This is a genomic window from Streptomyces sp. DvalAA-14 (genome assembly GCF_900091855.1).
Taxonomy (GTDB): Bacteria; Actinomycetota; Actinomycetes; order Streptomycetales; family Streptomycetaceae; genus Actinacidiphila.
In genome coordinates this window covers 53,123-77,874 of sequence record NZ_FMCH01000325.1, presented here as the reverse complement: position 1 = coordinate 77,874, position 24,752 = coordinate 53,123, and the positions used below count along the sequence as shown (strand labels likewise).

Genomic DNA, 24,752 nt, shown 5'->3' with positions numbered 1-24,752 from the left:
TTCGTCCGCCTGCGCACCAAATGGAGCCAGCATGGAAGCTTTGACGAGAAGGAATTTCATCGGCGGACTCGCCCTGGCCGGCGCGGCCGTGGCGATACCCGCGACGGCGGGACCGGCACAAGCGGCACCCAAGGCCGCATCGGATGTCGAGACATGGCAGTTGATCGGCAAGGACGTCTTCACCGGCGACGCCGGGAGCTCGCGCGGCCAGGGCGTCACCACCGACGGCAGCCACTGGTACTTCTCCAGCAGCAACGGGCTGGAGATCACCGACATGAAATACAACACCGTCCTCAAGACCTCGCCGGCGATTCCAGCCGAACTGGCCGACCCCTCTCAGCTTTCCTCAAAAGGCCTGAACCACATCGGTGACTTGGACTACGCAAACGGCCACCTCTACATCCCGCTCGACAGCAGCGCATCCGACCCCGGTAGTCCCCATGAATACCCCTACGAATACAACACACCGGTGTTCGCCCTCTACAACGCCGGGGATCTGACCTTCACCGGCCGCGCCACCGCCCTGGACGCGCACGGCGTGCACGACATCGCGAGCTGGGTGGCCGTCGATGCCGAGAAGGGCCTCGCCTACGGCATGGCCTACGCGGACGCCACCCAGATCGCCGTCTACAGCCTGTCCGACTTCACCTTCAAGAAGTACATCTCGATCTCCCAGCCGATCAACGAAGCCCAGGGCGGCAAAGTCCACCAGGGCTGGATGTACTTCTCCTGCAACGACGCGGAGCAGACCATTGCCCGCGCCGACCTGAAGACCGGCGAAGTCCAGGTGCTCTTCAACCTCACCGTCCCCTACCCCCAAGAGGTCGAGGGCCTGGCGTTCCTGGAGACACGAGACGGTCTGACCCTCAATATCCTCAACCGGGAGCAGCCCGATCCGAACGCTCCCGGCAACGTCACCTTCTACCACTATCTGCTGCAGACGCCGGGCAAGCCGGTGATCAAGGGCACGCCCGAGGTCGGCAGCTTCCTGACGGCGAACCCAGGCAAGTGGACCCCAGCTGCGAAGTTCAGCTACCAGTGGCTCCTCGACGGCACGCCGTTGGCGCACGCCACCGGGCACCGGTTCGACCTCCTCAGCAAGTACCTCGGGGACAAGGTGACCGTCGAGGTGACCGGTACCTGGGCCGACGGTACGTCGACGACCGTCGAGTCGGCGCCGGTGAAGGTCCGGCGCGGTTCCGGGCGCACGGCGGGCTGACAGGCCACGACGCGGATCGGCTCCAGCCGTGACCGGCCCGTCAGGCGTGTCCGGTGGCCTTGCGTATGCCGTAGCCGACCGCGCCGGCCCCCAGCACGACGGCTCCCCACAGGACCGAGGCCGGCGGCAGGGCGAAGGCCAGGGCCAGGCAGCCGGCCGCGCCGACGGCCGGCACGATCCGCGCGGGCCGTCCCTCGGCCGGGCTGAGGGTCCAGGCCGAGGCGTTGGCGACGGCGTAGTAGGCCAGCACACCGAAGGAGGAGAAGCCGATCGCGCCGCGGATGTCCGCGGTGGCCGCCAGCACGGCCACGACAATGCCCACCGCCGACTCGGCCCGGTGCGGTACCTGGAAGCGCGGGTGGACGGCGGCCAGGGCAGGGGGCAGATGCCGGTCCCGCGCCATGGCCAAGGTGGTGCGCGAGACGCCGAGAATCAGGGCGAGCAGGGATCCCACCGCCGCGACGGCCGCGCCGACCCGCACGACGGGGGCGAGCCCCGGCAGGCCGGCCGTGCGCACCGCGTCGGCGAGCGGCGCGGCGCCGTGGGCGAGCCGCTGCGGCCCGAGGACCAGGAGGACCGCGACGGCGACGGCCGCGTACACGACCAGGGTGATGCCCAGCGCCAGCGGGATCGCCCGGGGGATGGTCCGCCCCGGGTCGCGGACCTCCTCGCCGAGGGTGGCGATGCGCGCGTAGCCGGCGAAGGCGAAGAACAGCAGCCCGGCGGCCTGGAGCACCCCGCCGAAGCCGACGTCCGCGCCGATGCGCAGGTGAGCGGCGTCGGTTGCGCCGCCGGTCACGCAGGCGACGACCACGGCGGCGAGCACCGCCAGGACGACCGCGACGATTCCCCTGGTCAGCCAGGCGGACTTCTGGACACCCAGGTAGTTCACCGCGGACAGCGCCACCACGGCGGCGACCGCGACCGCGTGCGTGTGTCCGGGCCATACGTAGGAACCGACGGTCAGGGCCATCGCCGCGCACGAGGCGGTCTTGCCGACCACGAAGCCCCAGCCGGCCAGGTACCCCCAGAACTCGCCGAGCCGTTCCCGGCCGTAGACGTAGGTCCCGCCCGACTGCGGGTAACGCGCGGCCAGCCGGGCTGAGGAGGTGGCGTTGCAGTACGCCACCACCGCGGCCAGCGCCAGACCCGGCAGGAGCCCGGACCCGCCGGCTGCCGCGGCCGGCGCGAGCGCGGCGAAGACGCCCGCGCCCAGCATCGACCCGAGTCCGATCACCACGGCGTCGAACAACCCCAGGTGCCGCTTCAGTTCACCCGCGTCGGCGGGCCTCGCCGGGATACCCATCGCTCACCCCCCGCAGCCACGGTTCCGGCGTTACGGACACCGATATCGGTGCACGCTATAAGACCGGGCGCCCACTGAACACCGGGGAGCGGATCTGACAAACTGCAGAACACAGCACCCGCGGTCCGGAGCGGTGCGGCGTGGCGCGTAGCGGAAGGCCGAGATGAACGCGAGGCGGAGTCGTTCGCCCGGCGGTCTGGAGCGGGAGGTCATCGCGTGTCTGGCGGCGGCGGGCGACCCGAGGACCGCCTCTGAGGTCCAGGCGGAATTGGGGGACGGCCTCGCGTACAACACGGTGCTGACCGCCCTGTCCCGGCTGTATGTGAAAGGGGTGCTCCAACGCTCCCCGCGGGGGCGGGCGTTCGCCTACCGATTGGCCGGCGGCGGCGCGGTCGATGCCGAAGCGGCCGTCACCGCCCATCGGATGCGCATGCTGCTGGAGGCGGGCAAGGATCGCACGAGCGTTCTGGCCCGTTTCGTCGGCTCGTTGGACGAGGAGACCGAGATCCTGCTGCGCGCGCTGCTCGACGAGTCCGAGCGGCAGGACAAGCCGTGACGGCCGCCTTGAACGACTGGGCCGTCCTCGGTGCGGCTGCCGTGCCCTTCGTGCTCGGGGTACTGAGTGCGTGGTCGGCCGGCCGGTTGGGCACGCGGTTGACGCCCGCGACAGCGACCGTGCTGCTGACCTGCCTCGCCCTGACCGTCGCGCTGGCGACCGGGCTGCTGCTCTGCCTCGGGGCCGTCATAGCCCTGGCCGAGGCGCCCTTCCTGTCCGGGCTGCACCACTGGTCCCCGGCCGCCCTGCGTGCCATCCTGCCGGTGCCTCCCGCCCTGTGCGCCGTTGCCGGACTGGTCGCCGCGGTGCTGCTCGCATCCGCGGGCGCCCATCTGCTGCGGGTCGTACGCCAGGCCCGCCGTGCGTCCGTGGCCGCCGCGTCGCTGCCGTCGCTGGGCGGGGACCTGGCTCTCGTCGAGGACGACGCGGCCGTCGCCTACACGATCCCCGGCCGTCATCGTCGCATCGTGGTCTCCACGGGCATGCTCAGACACCTGCCCGCTCCGCAGCGCCGCGCCTTGCTGGCGCACGAGGATTCCCATCTGCGGCATCACCACCACCGCTACGTCCAGCTGGGACGGCTGGCCGCGGCGGCCAACCCGTCGCTGCGCCCGGTTTCGCGCGCCGTCGATCTGGCCGTCGAGCGGTGGGCCGACGAGAGCGCGGCACGGGAGCTCGGCGATCGCGGGGCCGTCGCCCGCGCCCTCGCGGCCGCGGCCCTCGCGTCCGCTGCGCGGCCCGCGCCCGAGGGGAGCCTCGGCGGCGCGTGGAACGACGTGGGTCGGCGGGTCGATCTCCTGCTTCGCCCGCCGGCCCGCCGGTGGCTCGCCTGGGCCGTGATCGCGGCAACGATCCTGGTGTGCTGGTCGGCGACCTTTGTCGCCATCGGTCACCTGCACGCGTTGATGGAGCATTCCGAGGCGTAGCCATGGACGGCCCGGACTCCGCACACAGCCCCGGCCCCGGCCCCGCGGTCCGGCACCGACCGGGCTTCGAAGGCCGGGAGTCGGCGGTTGCCCGGCGCAGAGCACCTGTGGCCCGCACCGCGGATGTCAGGCGGGCGGAAGGCCCGCCCGCGCGCGGCGCCGGTGCTGGGCGGCCAGGCAGGCGACGAGCGCGGCGATCAGGACGGTGAGCGCGAGGCTGACCGGGCCGGTGCCCCAGCCGAGGCCGCCCCGGTCCTTGGAGACGCCCATCCAGTCCGCGAAGGAGGCGCCCAGTGGGCGGGTCAGGACGTACGCCCACCAGAAGGCGGCCACCGCGTTGAGACCCAGCAGCCGGGCCAGTGCCGGGACGGCGATCAGCACGGCGAAGAGTACGCCCGAGGAGAAGTAGCCGAGGTGGAAGGTGGTGGCGGTCAGGTCCCCGGCCGCGGTGCCGAGGGCGAAGGTGGCCAGCACGGTCGCCCAGTAGAACTTCTCGCGGCGCGGGGTGCGGATGCTGTGGATCGACAGCGTGCCCTCGCTGCGGTACCAGGCGATCAGCACGCCGGCCAGCACCAGGATGAACACCGGGGTGGTCACCAGGTAGGGGATGCCGACGACGTGCACGATGTCGGCGGCCATGGTGCCGAAGACGCTGACCATGACGATCGCGGACCAGTACGTCCACGGCGAGTAGCGGGTGGAGCGGAACTGGAGCCACATGAAGCCGACGATGCCGATCAGGCCGATCGCGCCACCCAGCGCCGGGGACTTCGACAGGAAGTCGGAGGTGGTCTCACCCATCCCGGTGGTGAGGATCTTGGTCACCCAGAAGAGGACGGTGACCTCGGGTACCTTGCTCCAGACCTGGGCCGTTGCCGGCCCGGTGGTCCCGCGGGGTCCGGCCGGCCCCGGATCCGTCACCGGGCCTGCGCCGGTGGCCGTGCCGTAGCCGCGTCCGCCGTGTTCCATGGGCACCGCCGTTCTCCCGGCGCTACCGTGCGCCACATCCATCAGTGTCTACAGCACTGTAGACGATGAGCGGGCCGGCGGCATCACCGGCCCTCGCGCAAGGACGTGTCGACGTCCCGTGGCACACTGCGAGGAGCATCGTTTACAAGACTGTAGACGTAGTGGCGGCCCGATGGGCACCAGCCCGCACGTCCGCGCCCGACAACCGCTCCGCTCCGCTCCTGGGCGGGCGTCCGCGAAAGGGAGGTACGGCATGAGTCCGGTGGCGCTGGTCCTCACCGTGTTCCTCGCCTGTGCGGTGGAAGGAGTGGAGGCGCTGACCGTGGTCCTGGCGGCGGGCAGTGGCCGCCACTGGCGGTCCGCGCTCCAGGGGGCGGGCGCCGCACTGCTCGCCCTGGCCGCCGTGGTCGGGGCGCTCGGCCCGGCAGTCGCACAGATCCCGCTGGGCGCGCTGCGGGTGGTGGTCGGCACGCTGCTGCTGCTCTTCGGCCTTCAGTGGCTGCGCAAGGCGGTGCTGCGCGCGTCCGGCTGGAAGGAACAGCGCGACGAGTCGGCCGCTTTCGCCCGGGGCGTCGCCGCCGCCGCGCGGGCACCGGCCGAGCGGCGCGGCACGGTGCAGGACTGGTACGCGTTCAGCCTCGCCTTCAAAGGCGTCGCGCTGGAAGGTCTCGAAGTCGCTTTCATCGTGGTCACTTTCGGCGGCAGCCAGCACGACGTGCCGCTGGCCGCGCTCGGCGCGGTGCTGGCCGTCGTCGTGGTGGCCGGCGCGGGCTTCGCCGTCCGGGCGCCGCTGGCCCGCGTGCCCGAGAACACCCTGAAATTCGCCGTCGGCACCCTGCTGACGGCTTTCGGCATCTTCTGGTCCGCCGAGGGCGCGCAGGTGACATGGCCGGGGTCGGATGCGGCGCTGCTGGTCCTGGTGCCGGCCGTGGCGCTGTTCGCCCTCGGTTGCACGCGCGTGCTGCGTGCCGCCGCGGTCCGTACTGCCACCGCGCGTCCGGCGGGGAAGGGATGTCCGCGATGAAGCGGCTCCGGGCCTTCGGCCTCTTCTGGTACGACTTCGTCATCGGCGACGACTGGCGGGTCGCCCTCTGGGTGCTGCTGGCGCTCGGCGCCACCGCCGCACTGGCGGCGGGCGGGGTGAACGCGTGGTGGCTGCCGCCGATCGCCGCCGCCGGCGCGCTGGCCGACTCGCTGCGCCGCGCGGTCAGGTCGGCCCGCGACCGCTGACTCGACGGGAGGTCCCGTCGCCAAGGGTCGGCGTCGTTCTCCCGCCCGGTCGGCGTGCGCGCGACCGGCAACTTCCCGCACCGGCCGGCGAACGGCGCCGAAGCGTGGGCCCCCGGCCGGCGGTGACGCCGGCCGGGGGCCTTTGACGCGTTCGGATCAGGTCAGTCGTCGTTGTCCGACGACGGGATGTACGCGCCGGGCACGTCGTTCGGCGCGAAGACCTTGGCCTCGCCGGGGTAGGGCTTGGCCCAGTTGTGCGTCTCGTACCACGTGAGGTGGTTCATCTGGGCGGGATTGGCGTAGTCGGGGACGGCGTTGGGGCCGGTCAGCCGCTGGTGCGACTTCCAGGTGTTCCACTGCGCGGCGACCTTCTGCGCGGCCGCCGGCACCTTCGTGGACGGCACGGGCGCCGCGCTGGGGTCCTGCGGCGCCGGGGTGTCGACACCGCACGCGGGCGGAGTGCTCAGACCGTCGGTCAGGGAGGTCCGGTTGGCCAGCGCGTTGAACGGCTTGAGGTTCGCCTTCTGGGTGAACGCGCCGGTCATCGGGGTGGCCGCGCTGTCCTTCTGGTTCATCGGCTGGATGCCGAGGATCTGCTCGATGGTGCGGATCATGGTGATCTGCGAGTAGTAGTGGCTGTCGACCACGCCGTGCTGGGCGTAGGGGCTGATGATCTGGATCGGGGCGCGGTGGCCGTCGACGTGGTCGAGGCCGGCCTGCGAGTCGTCCTCGACGACGAAGATCGCCGAGTCCTTCCAGTACGGGCTGTGCGAGATGGTGTCGACCATCTTGCCGACCGCGAGGTCGTTGTCGGCGACCTGGGCGGCCGGGCTCGCCGGGCCGCCGGTGTGGTCGCTGGACAGCCAGAACATGTTCAGGTTCGCCGGACCGTTCTTCGCGAAGTCCTGCTGCCAGATCTGCTCCCGGTAGACATCCGGGACGCTGGTGTCGAACTTCGGGAAGCCGGGCACCGACACGTCGTTGAGCGACGGGATCGGTGACGAGGAGTCCAGCGGGTAGGCGGTGCCCTGCCCGGTGGCGGCCATGTTCTTGGCGTCGCAGTACAGGTTCTGCCAGCTCGCGGCGGCCGGCTTGGTCAGGAACTGCTGGAACTCGCCGAAGTCCCGCACCGTCTTGTCGGCCGCCTGCGCACCGGTCCACAGGAAGCCGCTCTCCTGGTGGCCGAGCGCGTCGTCCTCGGTGTCGTAACTGCGCAGGTACTCACCGGCCGAGGACTCGGTGTACTCCGGGTTGTCGGCCTGCATCAGCCAGTTGTGGCCCTCGGCCGAGTTGGTACCGATGTCGTACGTGTTGTCGTACAGTCCGAACTGCTCGGCCAGCGCGTGCTGGTTCGGCGTCACGTTCTCGCCGAACTGGGTCAGCGCCGGGTCGCCGTTGCCCTGCGGGATGTCGCCGAGGACCTGGTCGTAGGTCCGGTTCTCCTTGACGATCAGGAAGACGTGCTTGATCGTCGAGGGGTCGCCGAGCCGCACCGGGACCGGCACCGGCTTCGCCTTGCTCTTGGCCTTGGCCTCCTTGACGGCTCCGCTCGTCCAGCCGTTCTGCTGGAAGACCTTGGCCGTCTCGGACTTGATGGTCTTGTCGCTCGGCAGCGTGAAGTGCTGGAGGCTCGACGTGGTGTCGTGGGTGCCGTGCCCGGCGCTGGTGGTGGGGCGCAGAGCGTCGATACCACGGGTGTTGGACACCACCACCTGGTTCCCGACGGTGGCGATCTCCGCGGGGAAGTAGTCCGTCGGCAGCAGGCCGACGTAACTGACCGGCTGCTGCGGGCTGGTGTACCGGTAGACCGCGACCGCGTTGGCGCGGCCGAGCGTCACCAGCAGGTGGCCGTCGGCGGTGAGCGTCACGGCGTCCGGCTCGTAGCCCACCGACGCCTCCGGCCAGGGCCGGGTGGCGATGGTCTGCACGACCTTGTCGTTGGAGGTCTTGATGACCGACACGTCGTTGGTGGCGGTGTTGGTGACGAACACCGCGCCCTTGGCGGCGTACAGCGCCGTCGGGTGCAGGCCGACGTTGATGCTTCCGACGGCGGCGTCCGGCTTGGCCAGATTGATGACGCTGACCGTGCCGGTTGTGGTGGCCGCGGTCACCGGGCTCGCCGGCACCTGGGTGTTGTAGGAGTTGATCGTGGTCTCGCCGGGCCTGGCCGCGCGCCCGCCCTCGTTGCTGACGTAGAGCTTGTTGCCGACCTTGACGATGCCGCGCGGGGCGTTGCCCACGGTCCAGCTCTGCTGGATGGCCCCGGTCGAGGTGTTGATGGCGACGACCCGGTTCTGGCCGTTGACCGCCGAATAGACGGTGGCGCCGTCGGCCGAGAACACCGCCGCGCCCACCAGCGCGTGCTTGGGCCCGTCCGCCGGGATCTTGATGTCCGTCGGGTTGGCGAGGGTGCCGTCGGCATTCACGGTGAACTTGGTGTAGCCGTCGGTCCGGCCGAGCCACAGCTGCTTGCCGTCGGGCGAGTAGGTGGGCCCTTCCTGGCCCACGTCGTTGCCGCTGATCTTCAGGTCGGCGGCAGCGTTGTTGCCGACGAGCTGCTGGACCTTCCAGCTCTTGAGGTCGACGATGGTCAGCGCCCCGTCGCCGTCGGTGACCGAGGCGGCGAGGTGGGTGCCGTCCGGGCTGACCGAGGACGACATGATCTTGCCGTCGTTGATGACGAGGTGGCTGCCGTACGGGTCGATGTACTGGTCGCTGGAGATGACCTGACCCTTGGCGGTGGTCTGGCCGACCTGCTGGGTGCCGAACTGGTGGGTCTGGGCGAAAGCGGTTCCCGTGGCGGCCAGACCGACCGCGGTGATGCCTGCCGTGACGAGTGTGACACGGCGGCCGACGCGCTGACCGAGAAGGACGAAATGTGTCTTCTCGACACGCCTTCGACGGCGTGTTACCTGCATGGGTTATCCCTTCGAGCCGGTGGAGAGCAGATCGACGTCGCCGTCGAACTGCCACAGCGGGTTCGGCGCGTCCCCGATCGGGGTCCGCACCAGGAAGTAGCCGTTCACTTCCTTCGGCCCGTCGCCGTCGGCGACGTACCGCCCGTCAGAGGTGACGTCGAGTTGGTAGATGGCCGTCCCCGCGGCCGCGACGCCAGGGAGGTGCCAGGTGACGACGCAGCGCCAGTCGTTGCCCGGCCCGTGGGCGGCGACTTGGCCGGCGCCCTTGTTGCACGCCGCCGTGACCCGCAGCTGCGCCTCGGTGACAGCGGGGCGGTTGAGTTGATCGGTCTGTACGCGGTAGAGGTGGGCGAATGCCGTCGCCACCGACCGCTGGATCTTGTCCTGGTTGATTCCGGAGCCCAGGGAAGGGGTCGCCGCGGCGACGACCCCGAAGGTGGCCGCGAGCAGCACGACCAGCGGCACGAGGCCGATGGTGACCGCGCGGCGGCCGGACCCGTCACCGGTCTGGTTGGTGAAGTCCCGCCGCACGAACAGCAGATACGCCAGCGCTGTCGCGGTCACGGCCCACACCAGGCTGACCGCGACGCCGATCAGCAGCGGGGCGAGCTGCGCCGGGCTGGTGAACAGACCGTGCCACGCGATGAAGGCGTAGCCGGGCAGGGCAAGGCGCAGTGCCACGGGCAGCGGCAGCATCTGGGCGAGCTGCATCGCCAGCGCGACGAGCGCGGGCAGCAGCAGGCCCATCGGGGACCGGCCGAGCGCGACCGACCCGAGAAGTCCGATCGCCGCCAGCGCGAGCGTCGGGGCGAGAGCGCAGGCCCAGGCCAGCAGGACGTTCCCGGCAGCGTCGGAGGGCGTCAGCAGGTGGCCGTCGAGGCCGACCAGCGGATGGTTGCCGACCGCTGCGAGGCCGCCCACCACGCCGGAGGCGGCCAGCCCCAGCACGAGCAGCAGGATGACGGTGAGGCTGGCCAGTGCCTTCGCCGCGAAGATGCGCCGGGGCGACCGGACCGCCACCAGCAGGTGCCGCCAGGTACCGAGCCGGTCCTCGGCCGCGAACACGTCGCCCGCGACCAGCGAGGTCAGCAGCGGCAGCGCCCAGCTGCCCGCGAAGCCGAGCATCATCAGCGGGCCGGCCCACCCCGTGGCATGCATCCAGCGGCCGAACAGGGTGTCGGAGGGGAGGGAGCTCTGCTGGCTCACCGCCGCGACGAAGAGCGCCGGCGCGATCCAGCAGACGAGGACCAGCAGCCGGACACGCCACTGCGAGACAAGTTTGACCAGCTCGAAGCGGTAGCCGCGCGCCACCGAGACGGGGTGGGCCCTGGCCACGTCGTTCTCGGCGACGCCCGGGGGCGCTGTCGCGGTCGCGGTCATCGGCCGGCCTCCTGCTGCTCGGTGAGGGTGAGAAACGCGGCTTCGAGGGGCGAGACCACGGGGGCCAGCTCGCGCACCGCGATGCCCGCGTGCACGAGCCGGGTCACCAGTTCGTCGAGGGCCGGCACCAGTGCGCGCACGACGAGGGCATCGGTACCGCGCCATGCCGCGGCGTCGTCCACGACGCGGATCCCGGCGACCTCGGCGGCCAGCGCAGCGGCGGCCCGCGGGTCGGAGGTGAGCAGCCGGTAGTCGAGTTCCGGATTCTCGGCGGCCAGTTTGGTCAGGGGGCCGGAGAAGACGACGCGTCCGGTGGCGAGGATGGTGACCTCGGAGCACAGTGCCTCCAGGTCGTCCATGCGGTGGCTCGAGAGCACGACGCCGGTTCCCGACGCCGCGAGCCGGGTGAGCACGCCGTGGACGTGCTTCTTGCCGGCCGGGTCGAGACCGTTGGACGGTTCGTCGAGCACCAGGAGCCGGGGCTCGGTGAGCAGAGCGGCGGCCAGTCCGAGCCGCTGACGCATACCCAGCGAGAAGCCGCGGACCCGGTCGTCGGCGACATCGGTGAGCCCGACCTGGCCGAGCACGTCGTCGATCCGCACACTGCGCTTGTCGTGGCCACGCAGAGCGGCCAGCGCGGCGAGGTTCTGCCTGGCCGTCAGCGACGGGTAAAGCCCCGGGCCGTCCACGAAACCGGCCACCCCGTCGGGAGCGGCCAGCGCCCGCCCGACCGGCGTGCCCAGGATCTCGAGCCCGCCGCTGTCGGCCACCGCCAGCCCCAGCAGCAGGCCGAGCAACGTCGTTTTGCCGGCACCGTTCGGCCCGACCAGGCCGTGGATCTGACCCCGCGCCACATCCAGGTCGATGCCGTCGAGTGCGACCACGTCGCCGAAACACTTGGTGATCCCACGCGCCCGGACTGCGAGTTGTACGTCCATGAGTCCCTCCTTCCACACCCCCCACGCAACTTAGGGACCACACACATCACAGGGATGAACGCCTGGTTGAACAGTCGTGGAACGGGCGGCGACGACCACCTACAGCGTGCGTAGGTGACGAGTTGTGGGCTCGCTGGGCCGGCCCCGCCGTGCGCGAACGATCTGGTCCCGGCGGGTCGGGGTGTTGCGCGGTCCGCGCCGGACGGGTCGCACACCACGGCCCGTTCGGCTGAGAAGGACGGCACGACGGCCCGCACGGCGATCGCGGACAGCAGCGGCGGCGCCTGGGTCCGAGAAGCGTCCTCGACCATGTTCACGATGCGGGCGATCACCGAATCCGACGGGGCACGCAGATGAGTTCCGGTACGTGGAAGAGTCTCTTTGGACGGACACTTGGACCGGCACTTGGGCGGATACTTGGCCGACCCCGATGACCGGCGAGGAGACTTCGGCGTGAGCGACGTGGTGGTCCAGAAGATCGTCCGGCCGGAGCGGGTGGTGTCCGGCCCGTGGCTGGAGGTGATCGCGTCGAATCTCGATTACCACCGGGCGACCTTCCTGTGGAAGTGCGAGGGCCTCTCGGAGGCCCAACTGCGGCAGCGTCCGCTGCGGTCCTCGGCGTTGACCTTGCTGGGGCTCATGCGCCACCTGCAGGGCGTGGAGCGTGCCTGGTTCCAGCGGACGTTGGCCGGCGCGACGCCCCGTTTCTTCCCCTACCGGACCTACGTCGCCGCCGACGGCGGCGAGTGGTACGACGAGTCGGATCCCACACCGGCCGAAGAGGTCTACCAGGACTACCTGACGGCGTGCGAGGAGTCGCGGCAGGTCTTCACGGAGGCCACCGCCGATCTCGCACGCGTGGTGCCGAACCCGGAATTCGGCGCCACCGACGTGCGGTTCGTGCTTGAGCACGTGATCGAGGAATACGCCCGCCACGTCGGCCACGCGGATCTCCTGCGCGAGGCCGTCGACGGCGCCACCGGCGAGTAGCAGCCGACCGCCGCGCCCGCCCCGCCCCGCCCCGCGTACAGCGAAGGTCAGGGCTCGCCCCCACCGGTAAGGGCCCAGGCCTCTCGCGCGCCGACCACCAGCGCGGCGAAGCTGTCGTACGGATGAGGATCCTCCCCGTCACCCGCCCACCACCAGTGCGCGGTCCACTCACCGTCCGACCCGACGCCGTTCGCGTCGAGCAGCCAGTAGTCGCCGTCGGCGGGCCCCGACAGGAGCAGGCACCGCTTGAGCTGCTCGGTGAGGTCCTCGTCGTGCGACCACGCGTCCCACGTCCCGGGGTCCACGTCGGGGAACCATCCGATCTCCTCGACTTTGAGCAGCTCGTACAGCGGACCCGACGGTCGATCGATCTGCCCGGCCGCCCGGCACCGGGAACATACCCTGGTGGCAGGCTTCGCGTTGCCCCACAGCCAGCACGACTACTCCCGCGTGATCCGCCCACCGACCGCCGCCCCTCTCGTAACCGGCCTGCAACTGGCAACCGGTGGAGACTCCGAGGAGGCCGGGTACGGCACGCCGGATGGTCTCGTTGGACGCCTTTGCTGGCCCACTCGCCTCAGTCATTTCCTTAGAGGACGGTATGAGAGCTGATGCCCGATTCTTCGTTTCGTGCGGGACAAGCGGGCAGGTCGGGGCGTCGTCGGTCAACTACGGCCGGGGCTGGGTGAACAAGCCCGGCTCGGTCTCGGCCAGGATTCCGCGGTCGGCCAGCCGCTTGAGCTTGAGGCGGGCATTGTTGATGTTGTTGGGCGCGACCGGCAGGTCCATCGCTTCGCACACCTGCCGGGCCCGCAGCGGGTGGTCGGCGGCGGTGAACACCGCCATGATCTGCTGATAGGCCGGGTGGTCCGGCAGTTTCGGGGCCGGCGGCGCGGGCGGTTGCGGGTCGGGCAGCGCCAGCAGTGTCTTGCGGGTGATCCGGACTTCCTCGGCGGCCCGGCCGAGCTCGTCCAGCCGTGCGGTCAGCTGCGTGATCTGTTCCCGCATCGTCTCGGCCTGCGCGGTAATCTCTCGTTCCCGCTCCTCCAGCCGTGCCAGCACCGCGCCGAAGGTCATCTCCCCGCCGGTCACGCGGTGCGCCAGGCCGGTGTAGTCTCCCCGGTCAGCCGGCGCAGTATCACCGCGGTCATCGCCCAGTACACCCGCGACTCCGAACTGCGGGGCCTGTGCTCGTAGTCGCGTACCAGCCTGCGGTGCAGCATCAGGATCCCATAGGCACGCTCAACGACCCACCGCTTGGGCTGGGGAACGAACCCGGTCTGCGCGGGATTGCGCTCCACGACCTCCACCCCGATGCCCACCTTCTCCCCGTGCGCGACAACGGCGTTCTTGAAGCCCTGGTCGACCATGGCCTTCTGAACGCTGTCGGTGTCGGCGGCGACCTTGTCCAGCAGCGCGATGCCGACGGCGTTCTCGTGCGCCGACGCGGCCACCACCACCACCGCGATCACCCGCCCCAGAACGTCAACGGCCAGGCCGCGCTTGCGGCCCGGTACTTTTTTTGCCGCGTCGCGCCCCGTCGACTCAGCGGGCACTCCGGCCGCCGCGTGCACGCTCTGGGTGTCGAGCACCACCAGGCTCGGGTCCGCCTTCCGACGCGTCATCTCCCGCACCTGCCAGCGCAGCAGGTCGTGAATGGTCTGGTCGGTGCCGTCGTCACGCCAGGTGTAGAAGTAGTACTTCACCGCGCCGGGCGGCGGGAAGTCGTGCGGGAGGAGGTCCCACTGGCAACCGGTCCGGCCCTGGTAGAGCAGTGCGTTGACGATCTCCCGCATCGCGTACCGGCCCTGATGGCCGCTAACCGAGGGATGTGCGGCCTTCCTCGCGGCGATCACCGGCTCGACCAGCGCCCACTGCCCGTCGCTCACATCGGTCTTGTAGGGCTTGCGCTCGCTCACGGCAACCAGCCCAACATGCCCATGGCCGCCGAACGGCCGGGCTGCCCCACCACCACACGTTCAGGCGACGACAAACTCCTACGCACTCTTATTCCGCCCCCTGATACGGTCCCGAAGTCCGGCCAGCCGCTGCAGAGGAACGACGGAAGACGATGAACTCGCCCATCTTTGCCGGTACCGCCGATTACTACGCGCGATACCGCCCCGTATATCCCGACCGGATGCTGACCGACCTGGTCGATCTCAGCGTCGGCCCGCACGGACGGCGGCTTGTGGACCTCGGCTCCGGCACCGGCGAGGTCGCCCTGCCCCTGAGCGCGTCGTTCGATACGGTGACGGCGATCGACATCGACCCGGACATGGCCGCCATCGCCGAGCGCAAGGCCACCGAGCGGCAGATCCGCAACGTCGCGTGGACGGTGGGGGCGGCCGAGTCCCTCGACCTGCCGGCCGGGTCAACCGATCTCGTGGTCGCGGGATCGTCCTTCCACTGGATGGACCGCGAACTGCTCGTCGGGCGGGTCCGGACCTGGCTGACCGACACCGGTGTCTTCGGCCTGCTCGGCGGCGGCAGCGACGTATGGGACGAGCGGGCACCCTGGCACGCCGTCGCGGTGCGCACGATCCGCGAATACGTCGGCGAGCGGCGCCGCGCGGGGAACCAGCCATTCGTCGCCGCGGGCCGCCACGACGACTACCTGGAGCTGGCCGGTTTCGTTGTGGAGTCCCGGCAGTACACCGCCGAGAAGGTCTGGACGGCCGACGAGATCGTCGGATATCTCTACTCGACGTCATTCTGCAATCCCGTGGTGCTCGGCGACCGCAAGGCAGCCTTCGAGGCCACGCTCCGGGACCGGCTCCGGGAGTTGTCCCCGGCTGACTCGCATCCGGAGACGCTTGTTTTCCACTGCATGCTCGCCCGGCCGAAGCGTTAGCCACGGGCGTCGATGGACCTGCCGGTCGCGCCCAACAACACCAACGCCCGCCTCAACCTCAAGCGGCTGGCCGACCGCGGAATCCTGGCCGAGACCGAGCCGGGCTTGTTCACCCAGCCCCGGCCGTAGTTGACCGACGACGCCCCGACCTGCCCGCTTGTCGCGCACGAAACGAAGAATCGGGCATCAGCTCTCATACCGTCCTCTTACAGAAGAAGGGCAACGATGGGAAAGACCTTGAGATTGGTCATCGGAACGGGGGTCGTCGCAGCGGCCCTGGGGGTCGGTGCAACCGCAGTCGGGATACTCGATGGAACATTGATCCAAGCGGCCCTGATTTTTGGTGCATCAGGACTCGGGGCCGGTCTCGTTCTCGCGCTCACACGGCAGCGGGCCTCAAGGACATCCGGCAGCAGGTGAGGTCACGAGGCTGAAATAGTGCCGGAGAATCCTCCCCGCTACCATGAGCCGCGTCCGTTCCGTCTTCCGTAGAGCGGGCGCGGCTCGCAGGCCATCGCATCCAGTAGCAGCTGGATGAGCTCGGCGCGTCGTAGTGCGGAACGGGAGAACAGTGACTGCTTTTCCGATCAAGCTTGGGGGCACACCGTGATCGAAGCGCGGTACACGCTCTCCGACGACCCTGCCATAGTGCGCGATCAGCTCCGGATCAATCTCCAGAAGGCTGATCTGGTGGACTTGTGTTATTCATGTTTCGGCGGCGACCTGACCCTGAAGGTGAGTGGCCTCGATCTGAGTATCATTACGGGCGGCGGGGTACAGATCCTGGATTTTGCCGTGGAATTCTACTCTGCCGGTCGTGCGATCGCGTCGGGAAAGATCTACCGCATCTCCTTCGCCGGTATGGCCGATGAGATCTACGCGACGCCCGATGGGGATCAGGTCAAAGTGGCGTGCAACTATGCGACAGGTTCGTCTCAGGTCCCTGGAGCAGAGTTTATTTCAGCCGGCCGAAATTTCCTGTCAACGGTACTCGCCGATCTCATGGCCCGATATCCGGAACTGAGGAAGAACGGCGACATCAGGAGGGCCTGTTCCTGGGTGGGCCTGACCTCCTGATCCAGCGAGCGGCTGCGTCGGGTCGTAGCCGGTACGAGCCGTGCCGGATCTTCGAGGACCCGGTAGCAGCCGCGTCCCGCAACTCCAGGCTCCAGGGCCGGCACCATCCCGAGGGAGCCACCCTAGGCGATCGGGCGGGACCACGTACTCGCTTCGAGCGGCACGGATACGTCATGGCGGCGCCGCGACCGCGCCCGGGACCGCATCCAACCGCGGCGGTGAGGAATTGGCCGGGGCGAGGCGGAAAACCCTGACCGGCGGACGCGTTGGCGGCGCCTTCGCGGGGATGCCACCGGGAGTTGGAGCCAGCGTCGTTTTCCCCTCCCGCGATGATCACTTGTTCTGCCGGTGGTCGTCCAGTGGCAACGGAAACGCACCGCAAGGGGCGCAGTGTTGCACCGCCAGTGTGCCTTCCGACGGGCGCGCCGCAGAAAGGAACACGGATGTCCAACGCCACGCAGGACGACGGCGCTCATCAGGAAGGTCCCACCCGCAGGCGGCTGCTCGGTGCCGCGGCCACGGTCGGCGGCCTCGCCGCCGCCGCGTCGCTCTTCCCGCCCAACCTCAGCCGTGCCGCCGCCGCGGCGCCCAAGCAAGGCCCCCGGCTCTCCGACATCGAGCACGTGGTGATCCTCATGCAGGAGAACCGCAGCTTCGACCACTACTTCGGCACCCTCTCCGGGGTCCGCGGCTTCGAAGACCCCAAGGCGGCCCGCCTGCCCGGCGGCCGCCCGGTCTTCTACCAGCCGGACAGCCTGAACCCCGACGGTTACCTGCTGCCGTACCACATGGACTCCAAGACGACCGCCGCACAGGCCATCCCTTCGCTGAGCCATGCCTGGCAGGCCCAGCACACGGCTTGGAACGGCGGCAAGGTGGACAGTTGGCTGCCGGCCCACCGCGCTGCCGACGGCAACGCCAACGGTCCGTACACCATGGGCTACCTCGCCCGTGAGGACATCCCCTTCCACTACGCGCTCGCCGACGCCTTCACCATCTGCGACGGCTACCACTCCTCGGTGCTCGGCCCCACGCACCCGAACCGGTACATGCACATGACCGGCACCATCGACCCGGACGGCCTCGCGGGCGGCCCCGCACTCGACAACAACGCCCCCGCGGGTACCTACTCGTGGACCACCTACCCCGACGCGTCTGGAGGCCGCCGGGGTGAGCTGGAAGATCTATCACGAGCCCAAGTCGGGCCCCGGCGGCAGCCCCACCGGTCTGCCCCCGCTCGCCAACATGAAGCAGTACCAAGCCGCCAAGCCCGGTGACCCGCTGTACGACAAGGCGATAGCCGAAAGCGACTTCGGCCAGTTCGAATACGACGCGATCAACGGCAAGCTGCCGAAGGTGAGTTGGCTGCTGCCGCCGTCGCTGTACGACGAGCACCCCGCCCGGCTGCCCGCAGCCGGCGCCAACTGGCTGGCCGGCAAGATCGATGCGATCGCCGCCAACCCCGAGACGTGGGCGAAGACCGTCTTCATCCTCAACTACGACGAGAACGACGGCCTTTTCGACCACGTGGTCCCGCCGACCCCGCCGGCCGGCACCCCGGGCGAGTTCGTCACCAGAACCTCCCCGACCGGTGTCGCGGGCGGCAACCTCCCGGTGGGCCTGGGCTTCCGGGTCCCGTGCATCATCATCTCGCCCTGGACGGTCGGCGGTTGGGTCTCGTCCGAGACGTTCGACCACACATCGGTACTGCAGTTCCTGGAGCGGCTGACCGGTGTCACCGAGCCGAACATCAGCGATTGGCGCCGCCGGATCACCGGTGACCTGACCTCGGCGCTGCGGATCGGCGAGCACCAGCGGCCCGCGCCCCAACTTCCGCAGACCGGCGCCTCGTACAGTCTCGCGCAGTACGAGGTGGCGAACCTGCCGCTGCCGACTGTACCGACCCGGCAGACCCCGCCGCGCCAGGAAAAGGGCCGCCGCCCGCGTACCTGATCCCCGCAGGCGCCCGGCTCCGGCCGGGGGACCCGGGACGAGTATCCGCAGCGGGGGCCGGGCGGCGGCCCCCGCTGTACGCGGTCGCGGAGAGCGGTGCCGAGCGGTGAGCGGGACACGGATTAACGGGGCGTGGTCCTCCTCGGTGGACCGGCTCGGCGGCATCCTCCACGACGCCAACCTCCCGCGCGACCCGCACGGACGACGCGCAGCCGCGCCAGCACCTCCTCCAGGCTGAAGGGCTTAATCACGTAGTCGTCACCGCCGGCCGTGATCCCCGCTGTCCGATCCTCCACCGCGTCCCGGGCGGTCAGGAAGAGCACGCACACGTCGGGCCGGACCGCCCGCAGGTCCCGCAGAGCGGTCAGCCCGTTGCCGTCGGGCAGCACGATGTCCAGGACCACCGCGTCCGGCTCGAAGCTTCCGGCCTCGGCGAGCGCGGCGGCGACGTCACCCGCGGTGCGGACCTGCCAGCCCTCGTAGCGCAGCACCCCGGCGAGCACCTCCGTCAGGTCCGGCTCGTCGTCGACCACGAGGACCCGGACAGGGGAGCCGTCAGGCCGGGTGAGAGGCGCGGGCCGAGCGCGCGGTGCGGTGTCCATGGTCCTTCCGGCATCCCTCAGCCGTGCGGCGGCGTCGCGGCGCCCTGCTTCCTCTGTATCGGCTGTGAACCTTCTGAATCCGCTGTGACTCTTCCGCGGGGACCGCGTACTCAGAGCTGATTGAGAGGTTTCCCCCGCACAGTGGCCGTGCAGGGTGAAGGAAAGGATTTCTCCTATGACCACCACATACAGCCCGCGCCCGGCGCGGCACGCGGTGGCGCCGGCCGGGCGGTGCTCCCCCGCCGCGCTGGTCCTCCTGCTCTGCTGGTCGGGCGCGGCTGCCGTGCTGGCACTGTGGTGGCAGGACACGGGCGCCGTGGTGGGCCCGGCGGACTGGCTGATCGGCGCGGGCCGCATCGCCGGCCTGCTCACCGGCTACAGCTGCGCGCTGCTGGTCGCTCTGATGGCGCGGATCCCCGTCCTGGAGCAGGGTGTGGGCAGTGACCGGGTGGCGCGCTGGCACGCCGCGCTGGGCCGCTACACGGTGTGCCTGCTCATCGCGCACGTCACGTTGATCCTGTGGGGCTACGCGGTGCAGGCCCACACCGGTGTGGTCGGCGAGACGTCGACCGTCGTGCTCACCTACCCGGAGATGCTCAAGGGCACCGTCGGCGGCCTGCTGTTGCTCACCGTCGGAGCCGTCTCCGCGCGGGCGGTGCGCCGCACGGTCCGCTACGAGACCTGGTACTACCTGCACCTGCTCACCTACCTGGCGGTCTTCCTCGCCTTCTGGCACCAGCTCGCCCTCGGCGCGGACTTCTCCACCCGTCCGCTGGCACGCGGCTTCTGGTACGCGCTCTACGTGGGGGCTGCCGCGGCCGTGCTCTGGTATCGGATCGCACTGCCGCTGCGGCTGAACACCCGGCACCGGCTGCGGGTGGCGCGGGTGGTCCCGGAGGCGCCCGGGGTGGTGTCGGTGATCATCCACGGCGAGCGGCTGCCGGAACTGGCGGCCCGTTCCGGCCAGTTCCTGCGCTGGCGCTTCCTGACCCCCGGGCTGTGGTGGACGGCCAGCCCGTACTCGCTGTCCACGGCTCCCCGGCCCGACCTGCTGCGCATCACCGTCAAGGCGGTCGGCGGCCACAGCGCGGCGCTGGCCCGGCTGCGGCCGGGCACCCGGATCTGGGCCGAGGGGCCGTACGGCGCCCTGACCGCCGACCGCCGGACGCGGCAGAAGGTACTGCTGCTGGCGGGCGGTGTGGGGGTGACGCCGCTGCGCGCCCTGTTCGCGTCCCTGCCCGCACGGCCCGGCGACCTGACCCTGATCCACCGGGCCCGCACCACGGACGATCTGGCGCTGCGCGGCGAACTGGAGTCGATAGCCCGCTCCCGCGGCGCCCACCTGCACTACCTGCTCAACCAGGCCGACGGCCGCAGCCCCCGGCTGACCGCCGAACTGCTGCGCGGCACCGTGCCGGACCTGGCCCAGCACGACGTCTACCTGTGCGGGCCACCCGGTATGGCACGCGCGTCCTACGAGGCGCTGCGCTCGGCCGGAGTACCGGCCCGCCACATCCACCACGAGTCGTTCGAACTGTGAGACGCCCGTGAACAGCATCGCCGGCCGCCCACTGCGGCGTGTCCTGCTCAGCACACTGGCGACCGTCGGCGGTGTCCTGCTCCTGCTCAGCCTCAAGCCGCACACCACCGCCGGCGCGGGCAGCATCGCCGGCCGTTCCGCGGCGCCCGTGCCCGCGCCCTCCTCCTCGGCAACGTCCGCCGCGGCGGACGCGGGCAGCGGCTCGACGGGAACCCGCACCGTGGAGGGCGACGCCGTGCAGACCCGCTACGGCCCCGTACAGCTGCGCGTCACCCTGCTCGCGGGGAGGATCACCGCGGTGTCCGCCGTCCAGGTGCCGGAGGGCAGCCCCCGCGACCAGGAGATCAGCGGCTTCGCCGTCCCGCAGCTCACGCAGGAGGCACTGGCCGCACAGAGCGCGCACATCGACACCGTCTCGGGGGCGACCTACACCAGCGAGGGCTACCTCCAGTCCCTGCAGAGCGCCCTCGACAAGGCCGGGAGCTGACGGTGACCCAATCCGACTCCCGGCTTCGCCGGGTCGAGCAGATCATGGGCACCGTCTTCTCCTTCGACGTCCGCGGCGCCGGCCCCCGCACGGCCACGGCCCTCGTCGGCGCGGTCGCCTGGCTCGAGCACGTGGACGAGGTCTTCTCGACCTACCGGCCGGAGAGCCAGATCAGCCGACTGGCCGCCGGAACCCTCGCGCTGTCCGCGTGCTCCCCGGAGGTGTGGGAGGTCCTGCGGCTCTGTGAGGCCGCCGAGCGGCGCAGCGGCGGCTGGTTCAGCGCCGGTTACGCCGGCGGCTTCGACCCCACCGGACTGGTCAAGGGATGGGCGGTAGAACGGGCAGCCGCGATGGTCTCCTCGTCCGGGGCCGAGGCGGTGTGCGTCAACGGCGGCGGTGACGTCCAAGTGCACGGCGGACCGTGGCGGATCGGCGTGAGCGACCCGCTGCGCCGCGGCCGACTTGCCACCGTCGTGCACGCCGACCGCGAACTGGCCGTCGCCACCTCCGGCCCCGCCGAACGCGGCTGTCACATCGTCGACCCCCACAGCGGGCGTCCCCCGGCCGGCGGGCTCGCCTCCCTCACCGTCGTCTGCCGCAGCCTGACCGAGGCGGACACGTGCGCCACCGCCGCCTACGCGATGGGCGACCAGGCCGCCCGCACCTGGCTCCGGTCCCTGCCCGGCACCCGCTCCTTCGCGGTCGCCGCGGACGGCACCACGTGGACCACTGGCGCGAACGGGCCGGGCGACGGGCCCGGTTCAGCTCTCCCGCTGCGGGACCGAGCGGCGAGAACAGGGTGAGTTCGAGGCGACGGACATCTCAGGGCCGACCGCGCCGCCCAGCAGGCTCCCGGTCTTGCTTAACGCATCTCATCAGAGTCAGGTCACGAACGCCGGTGCGGGGTCCCGGCGTGCTGGTGGCGGGACACGGACGGACTTCATCGCGGTGATGCCGGCCGTCGACCGTTTCTGCCACGCGGGTAGTGCGGTTCGGCCGCAACGTCGCACGGCCTCGGGACGGTGGACTCCGCGGTCAGCCGGTGTCGGTGGCGGCCAGGACGGCGATCTCCTGGCCGCCGGGGCGCAGGGCCGCCACCGCGAGGTCCCAGTAGATTCCGTAGAACCACGCGGAGGTGGTGTGCACGCGGAACCAGCGGCTCACGTGTACGGGCGTTGCGAACCCTGACCGCACCTGGGGAAGCGGCGCCTTCCCGGACGCCGAAATCGTGGCACCGCGGACGACCGCCGAGGAGATGCCGCGGGAAACGAGGCCGATCCGGGCCTGATCAGTGCGTGGGCGGATTGAGTCCGTACCGCTGGACCACGTCGTCGAGCCAGTCGGGACGGCCGTAGGTGATGCCGTATTTGTCGGAGAGCGTTGAGAAGTCGCTGGGTTGTGCGTTGCCCGAGGCCATCAGCTCGGAGAGATCCCTGAAGTAGGTCTCGAAGCCGCCGGGAGCGATGATCTCGACGATCCTCCCGGGGACATCACCCGCGTTCCACATGGCATGCATCTCCCCGCGCGGCTTGCGGATGTAGCCGCCCGGCCCGAGGACCTTCTCGCTGTCGTCGGAGCGGAACCCGATCTCGCCTTCGAGAACCAGCGAGTGCTCGTCCTCATGGGTGTGGCGGTGCGGCGCGGTGATGATCCCCACCGCGAAGGGGTGCTCGACAACGGACAACAACCCGCCCGTGTCGCGGCTCCAGAGTTTGTACTGGGCTCCGAAGCCGGGGATCTCGACTTCCGTACCCTGTCCGGGCTCGGTGATCGCGACAGGGGGTACATCCATCTCGCTCATGGTATTTCCTCTCGCCGCAGGGAGCGGGCTCCCCGGGTCCGCTGGCCGTGCCGGCCCTCCCGGAGCCGCTGCGGGGCTTTTCGTCCCCACCGTCTCACTGTTCAGGGGACAAAGCGCGGGGAATCGACCGTGCGGCCATTCCCCTGGATCAGCTGCCCCACCAGAGCGGACTTCGGGATTCAACGCGGCTTGCGACAGCTTTCGGGACGGCTAAAATTGACTATCGGTGCATTTTGACCGCTATCGCGGTCCAAGCGGTGGGAATCCCGGTCGGCGGTCTCATGATGTACAGGGAGGAACGGTGCGATGACAGACCTTCCACAGCCTCCCTCCCCGTTCCTTGAACCCCCTGCGCGGGAGCTGGCGGAGATGACCTTCCCGCACCCCCGGAGCTATGAGTTGCCTCCGGCGAAGGGGCGGGAGCGCCTCGCAATGCTCCAGGCGGGGCACGGGGTGGGGAGACCGCCTGTCGAGGAGACATGGGTCAAAGTCGACAGTGGCCGGTACGGAGAGGTCCGTACCCGCATCGTCCGGCCGCAGGGCGCCGACGGCGATCTGCCCGTGGTGCTCTTCTTCCATGGCGGCGGCTGGGTCTTCGGTGACGAGACCACTCATGATCGCCTTGTGCGTGAGCTGGCGACCGGCGCCGGCGCGGCCGTGGTCTTCCCGGTGTACGAGCGGGCACCCGAGGCGAGGTATCCGGCGCAGATCGAGCAGGGCTACGCGGTCGCCGCGTGGGTCGCTGAACACGGCCGTGCCTACCGCCTCGACGCCGCGCGTGTCGCTGTGGCCGGCGACTCCTCCGGGGGCAATATCGCCGCGGCTCTCTCCCTGATGGCCAAGGAGCGTGGCGGCCCGCGCCTCAGGGCGCAGGTTCTGCTCTACCCGGTCACCGACGCCGACTTCGACACCGGGTCCTACCGGCAGTTCGCCGAGGGCTACTACCTCACGCGCTCAGGCATGGAATGGTTCTGGGACCAGTACGTCCCGGACCGGCGGCAGCGTGCCGAACCCTACGCCACCCCGCTGCGCGCCCGCGCCGACCTGCTCACCGACCTGCCCGCCGCGCTGGTCATCACCGGGGAGGCGGATGTGCTGCGCGACGAGGGCGAAGCTTACGCCGCCCGACTGCGGGAGGCGGGCGGGGAGGTGTCAGCCGTGCGCGTCCTGGGGACCGTCCACGACTTCCTCATGCTCGACAGCCTGCGCGCCACCAGGGCCGCCGCCGTCGCCAGGCACCTCACCGTCAACGTCCTGCGCCACGCCTTCCGCTGAGGCCCCGCTGCCGTCCCCGCGGCGGGTGCGAGCGTCAGGAGCTCTACGGCACCGCCCTGCCGGATCTTGGAGGCATTTCATGTCCGCTGCACCGTCCGCACGTGCCGCCATCGACGCCGAGGTCACGATTCAGCGCCCGCCGGCCGAGGTCTTCGCCTTCTACCGGGATTTCCAAAACCTGCCGCTTTTCCTCGGAGACGTCATAGCTGTCGAATCCTTGGGGAACAGGGAGTCCCGATGGACGATCCAGGGTCCCTGGGGAATCGTCTTGCACTGGACGGTCAGCACGACCGACGTCCACGAGAACACCCTGATCTGCTATGAGACGAAAGGGCCGCGTGGATTGAGGACGGGCTGGGAGGTCGAATTTTCTCCGACGAGCCGTCCGGGCGAGACGCGGGTCCACGAGAAGATGTCCGCCCCATTCGGAGCGGTTGGGCGGGCGGCGCTGGCGTGGATGGGGAAGCCGCCGCTCGGAGAAGTGCGGGCCAATCTGAACAGACTGAAGCAGGTCACGGAGACGGGAGAGGTGACCGATACCACCTACGCGGTGCCGGGGAAATTCCGCGGACCCTGATGTTCTCGGTCCGGGCGGACACTGCCGGTGGATCGTCCACGCGACGGCCTGTCAGGTCTCGGCATGCCCGGAGCGGCCTGCGCATCGGCCTTGGGGCCGCCGTAGCCGTTGGGCGCGTGGACCGACCGGTTGCCGTTGCGACGGTATCGCGCCG

The 24,752-nt window shown here is 70.3% G+C and carries 23 protein-coding genes and 2 pseudogenes; 14 read left to right on the top strand and 11 right to left on the bottom strand.

Annotation, left to right across the window (positions count from 1 at the left end; translation table 11 throughout):
• Window positions 1-31: 31 nt before the first annotated feature.
• Window positions 32-1,219, top strand: a complete 1,188-nt coding sequence (locus GA0115240_RS16565) for a twin-arginine translocation signal domain-containing protein (RefSeq protein ID WP_093737433.1) — start codon at window positions 32-34, stop codon at window positions 1,217-1,219.
• Window positions 1,220-1,259: 40 nt separating this feature from the next.
• On the opposite strand, the gene GA0115240_RS16560 is transcribed toward GA0115240_RS16565, so the two are convergent.
• Window positions 1,260-2,525, bottom strand: a complete 1,266-nt coding sequence (locus tag GA0115240_RS16560) for an APC family permease (RefSeq protein ID WP_093737432.1) — start codon at window positions 2,523-2,525, stop codon at window positions 1,260-1,262.
• A gap of 163 nt (window positions 2,526-2,688) precedes the next feature.
• Here GA0115240_RS16560 and GA0115240_RS16555 point away from each other — a divergent pair, with 163 nt between their 5' ends.
• Both GA0115240_RS16555 and GA0115240_RS16550 read left to right on the top strand, forming a co-directional pair.
• Window positions 2,689-3,081, top strand: coding sequence for a BlaI/MecI/CopY family transcriptional regulator (locus GA0115240_RS16555; RefSeq protein WP_093737431.1), 393 nt, complete (start codon window positions 2,689-2,691; stop codon window positions 3,079-3,081).
• Window positions 3,078-4,007, top strand: coding sequence for a M56 family metallopeptidase (locus tag GA0115240_RS16550; protein ID WP_202451431.1), 930 nt, complete (start codon window positions 3,078-3,080; stop codon window positions 4,005-4,007). The genes GA0115240_RS16555 and GA0115240_RS16550 overlap by 4 nt, the downstream gene beginning before the upstream one ends.
• Window positions 4,008-4,133: 126 nt before the next feature.
• Here the strand turns inward: GA0115240_RS16550 and GA0115240_RS16545 are convergent, their stop codons facing one another.
• Complete coding sequence (locus GA0115240_RS16545; RefSeq protein ID WP_093737430.1) at window positions 4,134-4,976, bottom strand: COG4705 family protein; 843 nt, start codon at window positions 4,974-4,976, stop codon at window positions 4,134-4,136.
• A gap of 253 nt (window positions 4,977-5,229) precedes the next feature.
• Here GA0115240_RS16545 and GA0115240_RS16540 point away from each other — a divergent pair, with 253 nt between their 5' ends.
• Together GA0115240_RS16540 and GA0115240_RS16535 are read left to right on the top strand one after the other, a co-directional pair.
• Entirely contained in the window at window positions 5,230-6,000 is a 771-nt protein-coding gene (locus GA0115240_RS16540; RefSeq protein WP_093737429.1) for a hypothetical protein, read from the top strand.
• Window positions 5,997-6,206 carry a hypothetical protein gene (locus tag GA0115240_RS16535; protein WP_093737428.1) on the top strand — a complete coding sequence of 70 codons (210 nt, stop codon included), beginning with the start codon at window positions 5,997-5,999 and terminating at the stop codon, window positions 6,204-6,206. The genes GA0115240_RS16540 and GA0115240_RS16535 overlap by 4 nt, the downstream gene beginning before the upstream one ends.
• Before the next feature lie 161 nt (window positions 6,207-6,367).
• On the opposite strand, the gene GA0115240_RS16530 is transcribed toward GA0115240_RS16535, so the two are convergent.
• From GA0115240_RS16530 to GA0115240_RS16520, 3 genes are read right to left on the bottom strand one after another with little or no spacing between them, the layout of a single operon-like run.
• On the bottom strand, window positions 6,368-9,124 hold the full coding sequence (locus tag GA0115240_RS16530; RefSeq protein ID WP_093737427.1) for a bifunctional YncE family protein/alkaline phosphatase family protein: 2,757 nt from the start codon (window positions 9,122-9,124) through the stop codon (window positions 6,368-6,370).
• Between the two features lie 3 nt (window positions 9,125-9,127).
• Window positions 9,128-10,504, bottom strand: a complete 1,377-nt coding sequence (locus GA0115240_RS16525) for an ABC transporter permease (RefSeq protein ID WP_093737426.1) — start codon at window positions 10,502-10,504, stop codon at window positions 9,128-9,130.
• A complete protein-coding gene (locus GA0115240_RS16520; protein ID WP_093737425.1) occupies window positions 10,501-11,442 on the bottom strand; it encodes an ABC transporter ATP-binding protein in 942 nt (313 codons plus the stop codon). Before GA0115240_RS16520 ends, GA0115240_RS16525 begins: the two co-directional genes overlap by 4 nt.
• Window positions 11,443-11,895: 453 nt before the next feature.
• On the opposite strand from GA0115240_RS16520, the gene GA0115240_RS16515 reads away from it, so the two are divergent.
• On the top strand, window positions 11,896-12,432 hold the full coding sequence (locus tag GA0115240_RS16515; protein ID WP_093737424.1) for a DinB family protein: 537 nt from the start codon (window positions 11,896-11,898) through the stop codon (window positions 12,430-12,432).
• Between the two features lie 47 nt (window positions 12,433-12,479).
• On the opposite strand, the gene GA0115240_RS16510 is transcribed toward GA0115240_RS16515, so the two are convergent.
• The 3 genes from GA0115240_RS16510 to GA0115240_RS16500 form a co-directional block, all read right to left on the bottom strand.
• Complete coding sequence (locus GA0115240_RS16510; RefSeq protein WP_093737423.1) at window positions 12,480-12,737, bottom strand: hypothetical protein; 258 nt, start codon at window positions 12,735-12,737, stop codon at window positions 12,480-12,482.
• A 364-nt stretch (window positions 12,738-13,101) separates the two neighbouring features.
• The gene (locus GA0115240_RS16505; RefSeq protein ID WP_093737422.1) at window positions 13,102-13,524 is read right to left on the bottom strand and encodes a hypothetical protein; all 423 of its coding nucleotides are present in this window, start codon (window positions 13,522-13,524) and stop codon (window positions 13,102-13,104) included.
• Entirely contained in the window at window positions 13,521-14,351 is an 831-nt protein-coding gene (locus GA0115240_RS16500) for an IS5 family transposase (RefSeq protein WP_093737421.1), read from the bottom strand. Before GA0115240_RS16500 ends, GA0115240_RS16505 begins: the two co-directional genes overlap by 4 nt.
• A gap of 152 nt (window positions 14,352-14,503) precedes the next feature.
• Here GA0115240_RS16500 and GA0115240_RS16495 point away from each other — a divergent pair, with 152 nt between their 5' ends.
• From GA0115240_RS16495 to GA0115240_RS16485, 3 genes and pseudogenes are all read left to right on the top strand, one after another.
• Window positions 14,504-15,286: a class I SAM-dependent methyltransferase gene (locus tag GA0115240_RS16495; protein WP_093737420.1), complete on the top strand. Its 783-nt coding sequence runs from the start codon at window positions 14,504-14,506 to the stop codon at window positions 15,284-15,286.
• Between the two features lie 534 nt (window positions 15,287-15,820).
• Window positions 15,821-16,363, top strand: coding sequence for a hypothetical protein (locus GA0115240_RS16490; RefSeq protein ID WP_141708860.1), 543 nt, complete (start codon window positions 15,821-15,823; stop codon window positions 16,361-16,363).
• Between the two features lie 443 nt (window positions 16,364-16,806).
• Window positions 16,807-18,316: pseudogene (locus tag GA0115240_RS16485) on the top strand (alkaline phosphatase family protein).
• Window positions 18,317-18,501: 185 nt separating this feature from the next.
• Here the strand turns inward: GA0115240_RS16485 and GA0115240_RS16480 are convergent.
• Window positions 18,502-18,918 (bottom strand): annotated as a pseudogene (locus GA0115240_RS16480) (response regulator); the annotation flags it as partial.
• Window positions 18,919-19,093: 175 nt separating this feature from the next.
• Between GA0115240_RS16480 and GA0115240_RS16475 the strand changes: the two are divergent.
• The 3 genes from GA0115240_RS16475 to GA0115240_RS16465 are packed head-to-tail and all read left to right on the top strand — an operon-like array spanning window position 19,094 to window position 21,748.
• A complete protein-coding gene (locus tag GA0115240_RS16475; RefSeq protein WP_093737417.1) occupies window positions 19,094-20,458 on the top strand; it encodes a ferredoxin reductase family protein in 1,365 nt (454 codons plus the stop codon).
• A gap of 7 nt (window positions 20,459-20,465) precedes the next feature.
• Window positions 20,466-20,945 carry an FMN-binding protein gene (locus tag GA0115240_RS16470; RefSeq protein ID WP_093737416.1) on the top strand — a complete coding sequence of 160 codons (480 nt, stop codon included), beginning with the start codon at window positions 20,466-20,468 and terminating at the stop codon, window positions 20,943-20,945.
• A gap of 44 nt (window positions 20,946-20,989) precedes the next feature.
• The gene (locus GA0115240_RS16465) at window positions 20,990-21,748 is read left to right on the top strand and encodes an FAD:protein FMN transferase (RefSeq protein WP_093737495.1); all 759 of its coding nucleotides are present in this window, start codon (window positions 20,990-20,992) and stop codon (window positions 21,746-21,748) included.
• Between the two features lie 232 nt (window positions 21,749-21,980).
• Here GA0115240_RS16465 and GA0115240_RS38240 read toward each other — a convergent pair whose 3' ends face one another.
• Together GA0115240_RS38240 and GA0115240_RS16460 are read right to left on the bottom strand one after the other, a co-directional pair.
• Window positions 21,981-22,109, bottom strand: a complete 129-nt coding sequence (locus GA0115240_RS38240; RefSeq protein WP_256069838.1) for a DUF6183 family protein — start codon at window positions 22,107-22,109, stop codon at window positions 21,981-21,983.
• 124 nt (window positions 22,110-22,233) lie between these two features.
• A complete protein-coding gene (locus GA0115240_RS16460; protein WP_093737415.1) occupies window positions 22,234-22,746 on the bottom strand; it encodes a cupin domain-containing protein in 513 nt (170 codons plus the stop codon).
• A 306-nt stretch (window positions 22,747-23,052) separates the two neighbouring features.
• Here GA0115240_RS16460 and GA0115240_RS16455 point away from each other — a divergent pair, with 306 nt between their 5' ends.
• A complete protein-coding gene (locus GA0115240_RS16455; protein WP_093737414.1) occupies window positions 23,053-24,021 on the top strand; it encodes an alpha/beta hydrolase in 969 nt (322 codons plus the stop codon).
• A gap of 79 nt (window positions 24,022-24,100) precedes the next feature.
• Entirely contained in the window at window positions 24,101-24,598 is a 498-nt protein-coding gene (locus GA0115240_RS16450) for an SRPBCC family protein (protein ID WP_093737413.1), read from the top strand.
• Window positions 24,599-24,752 lie beyond the last annotated feature (154 nt).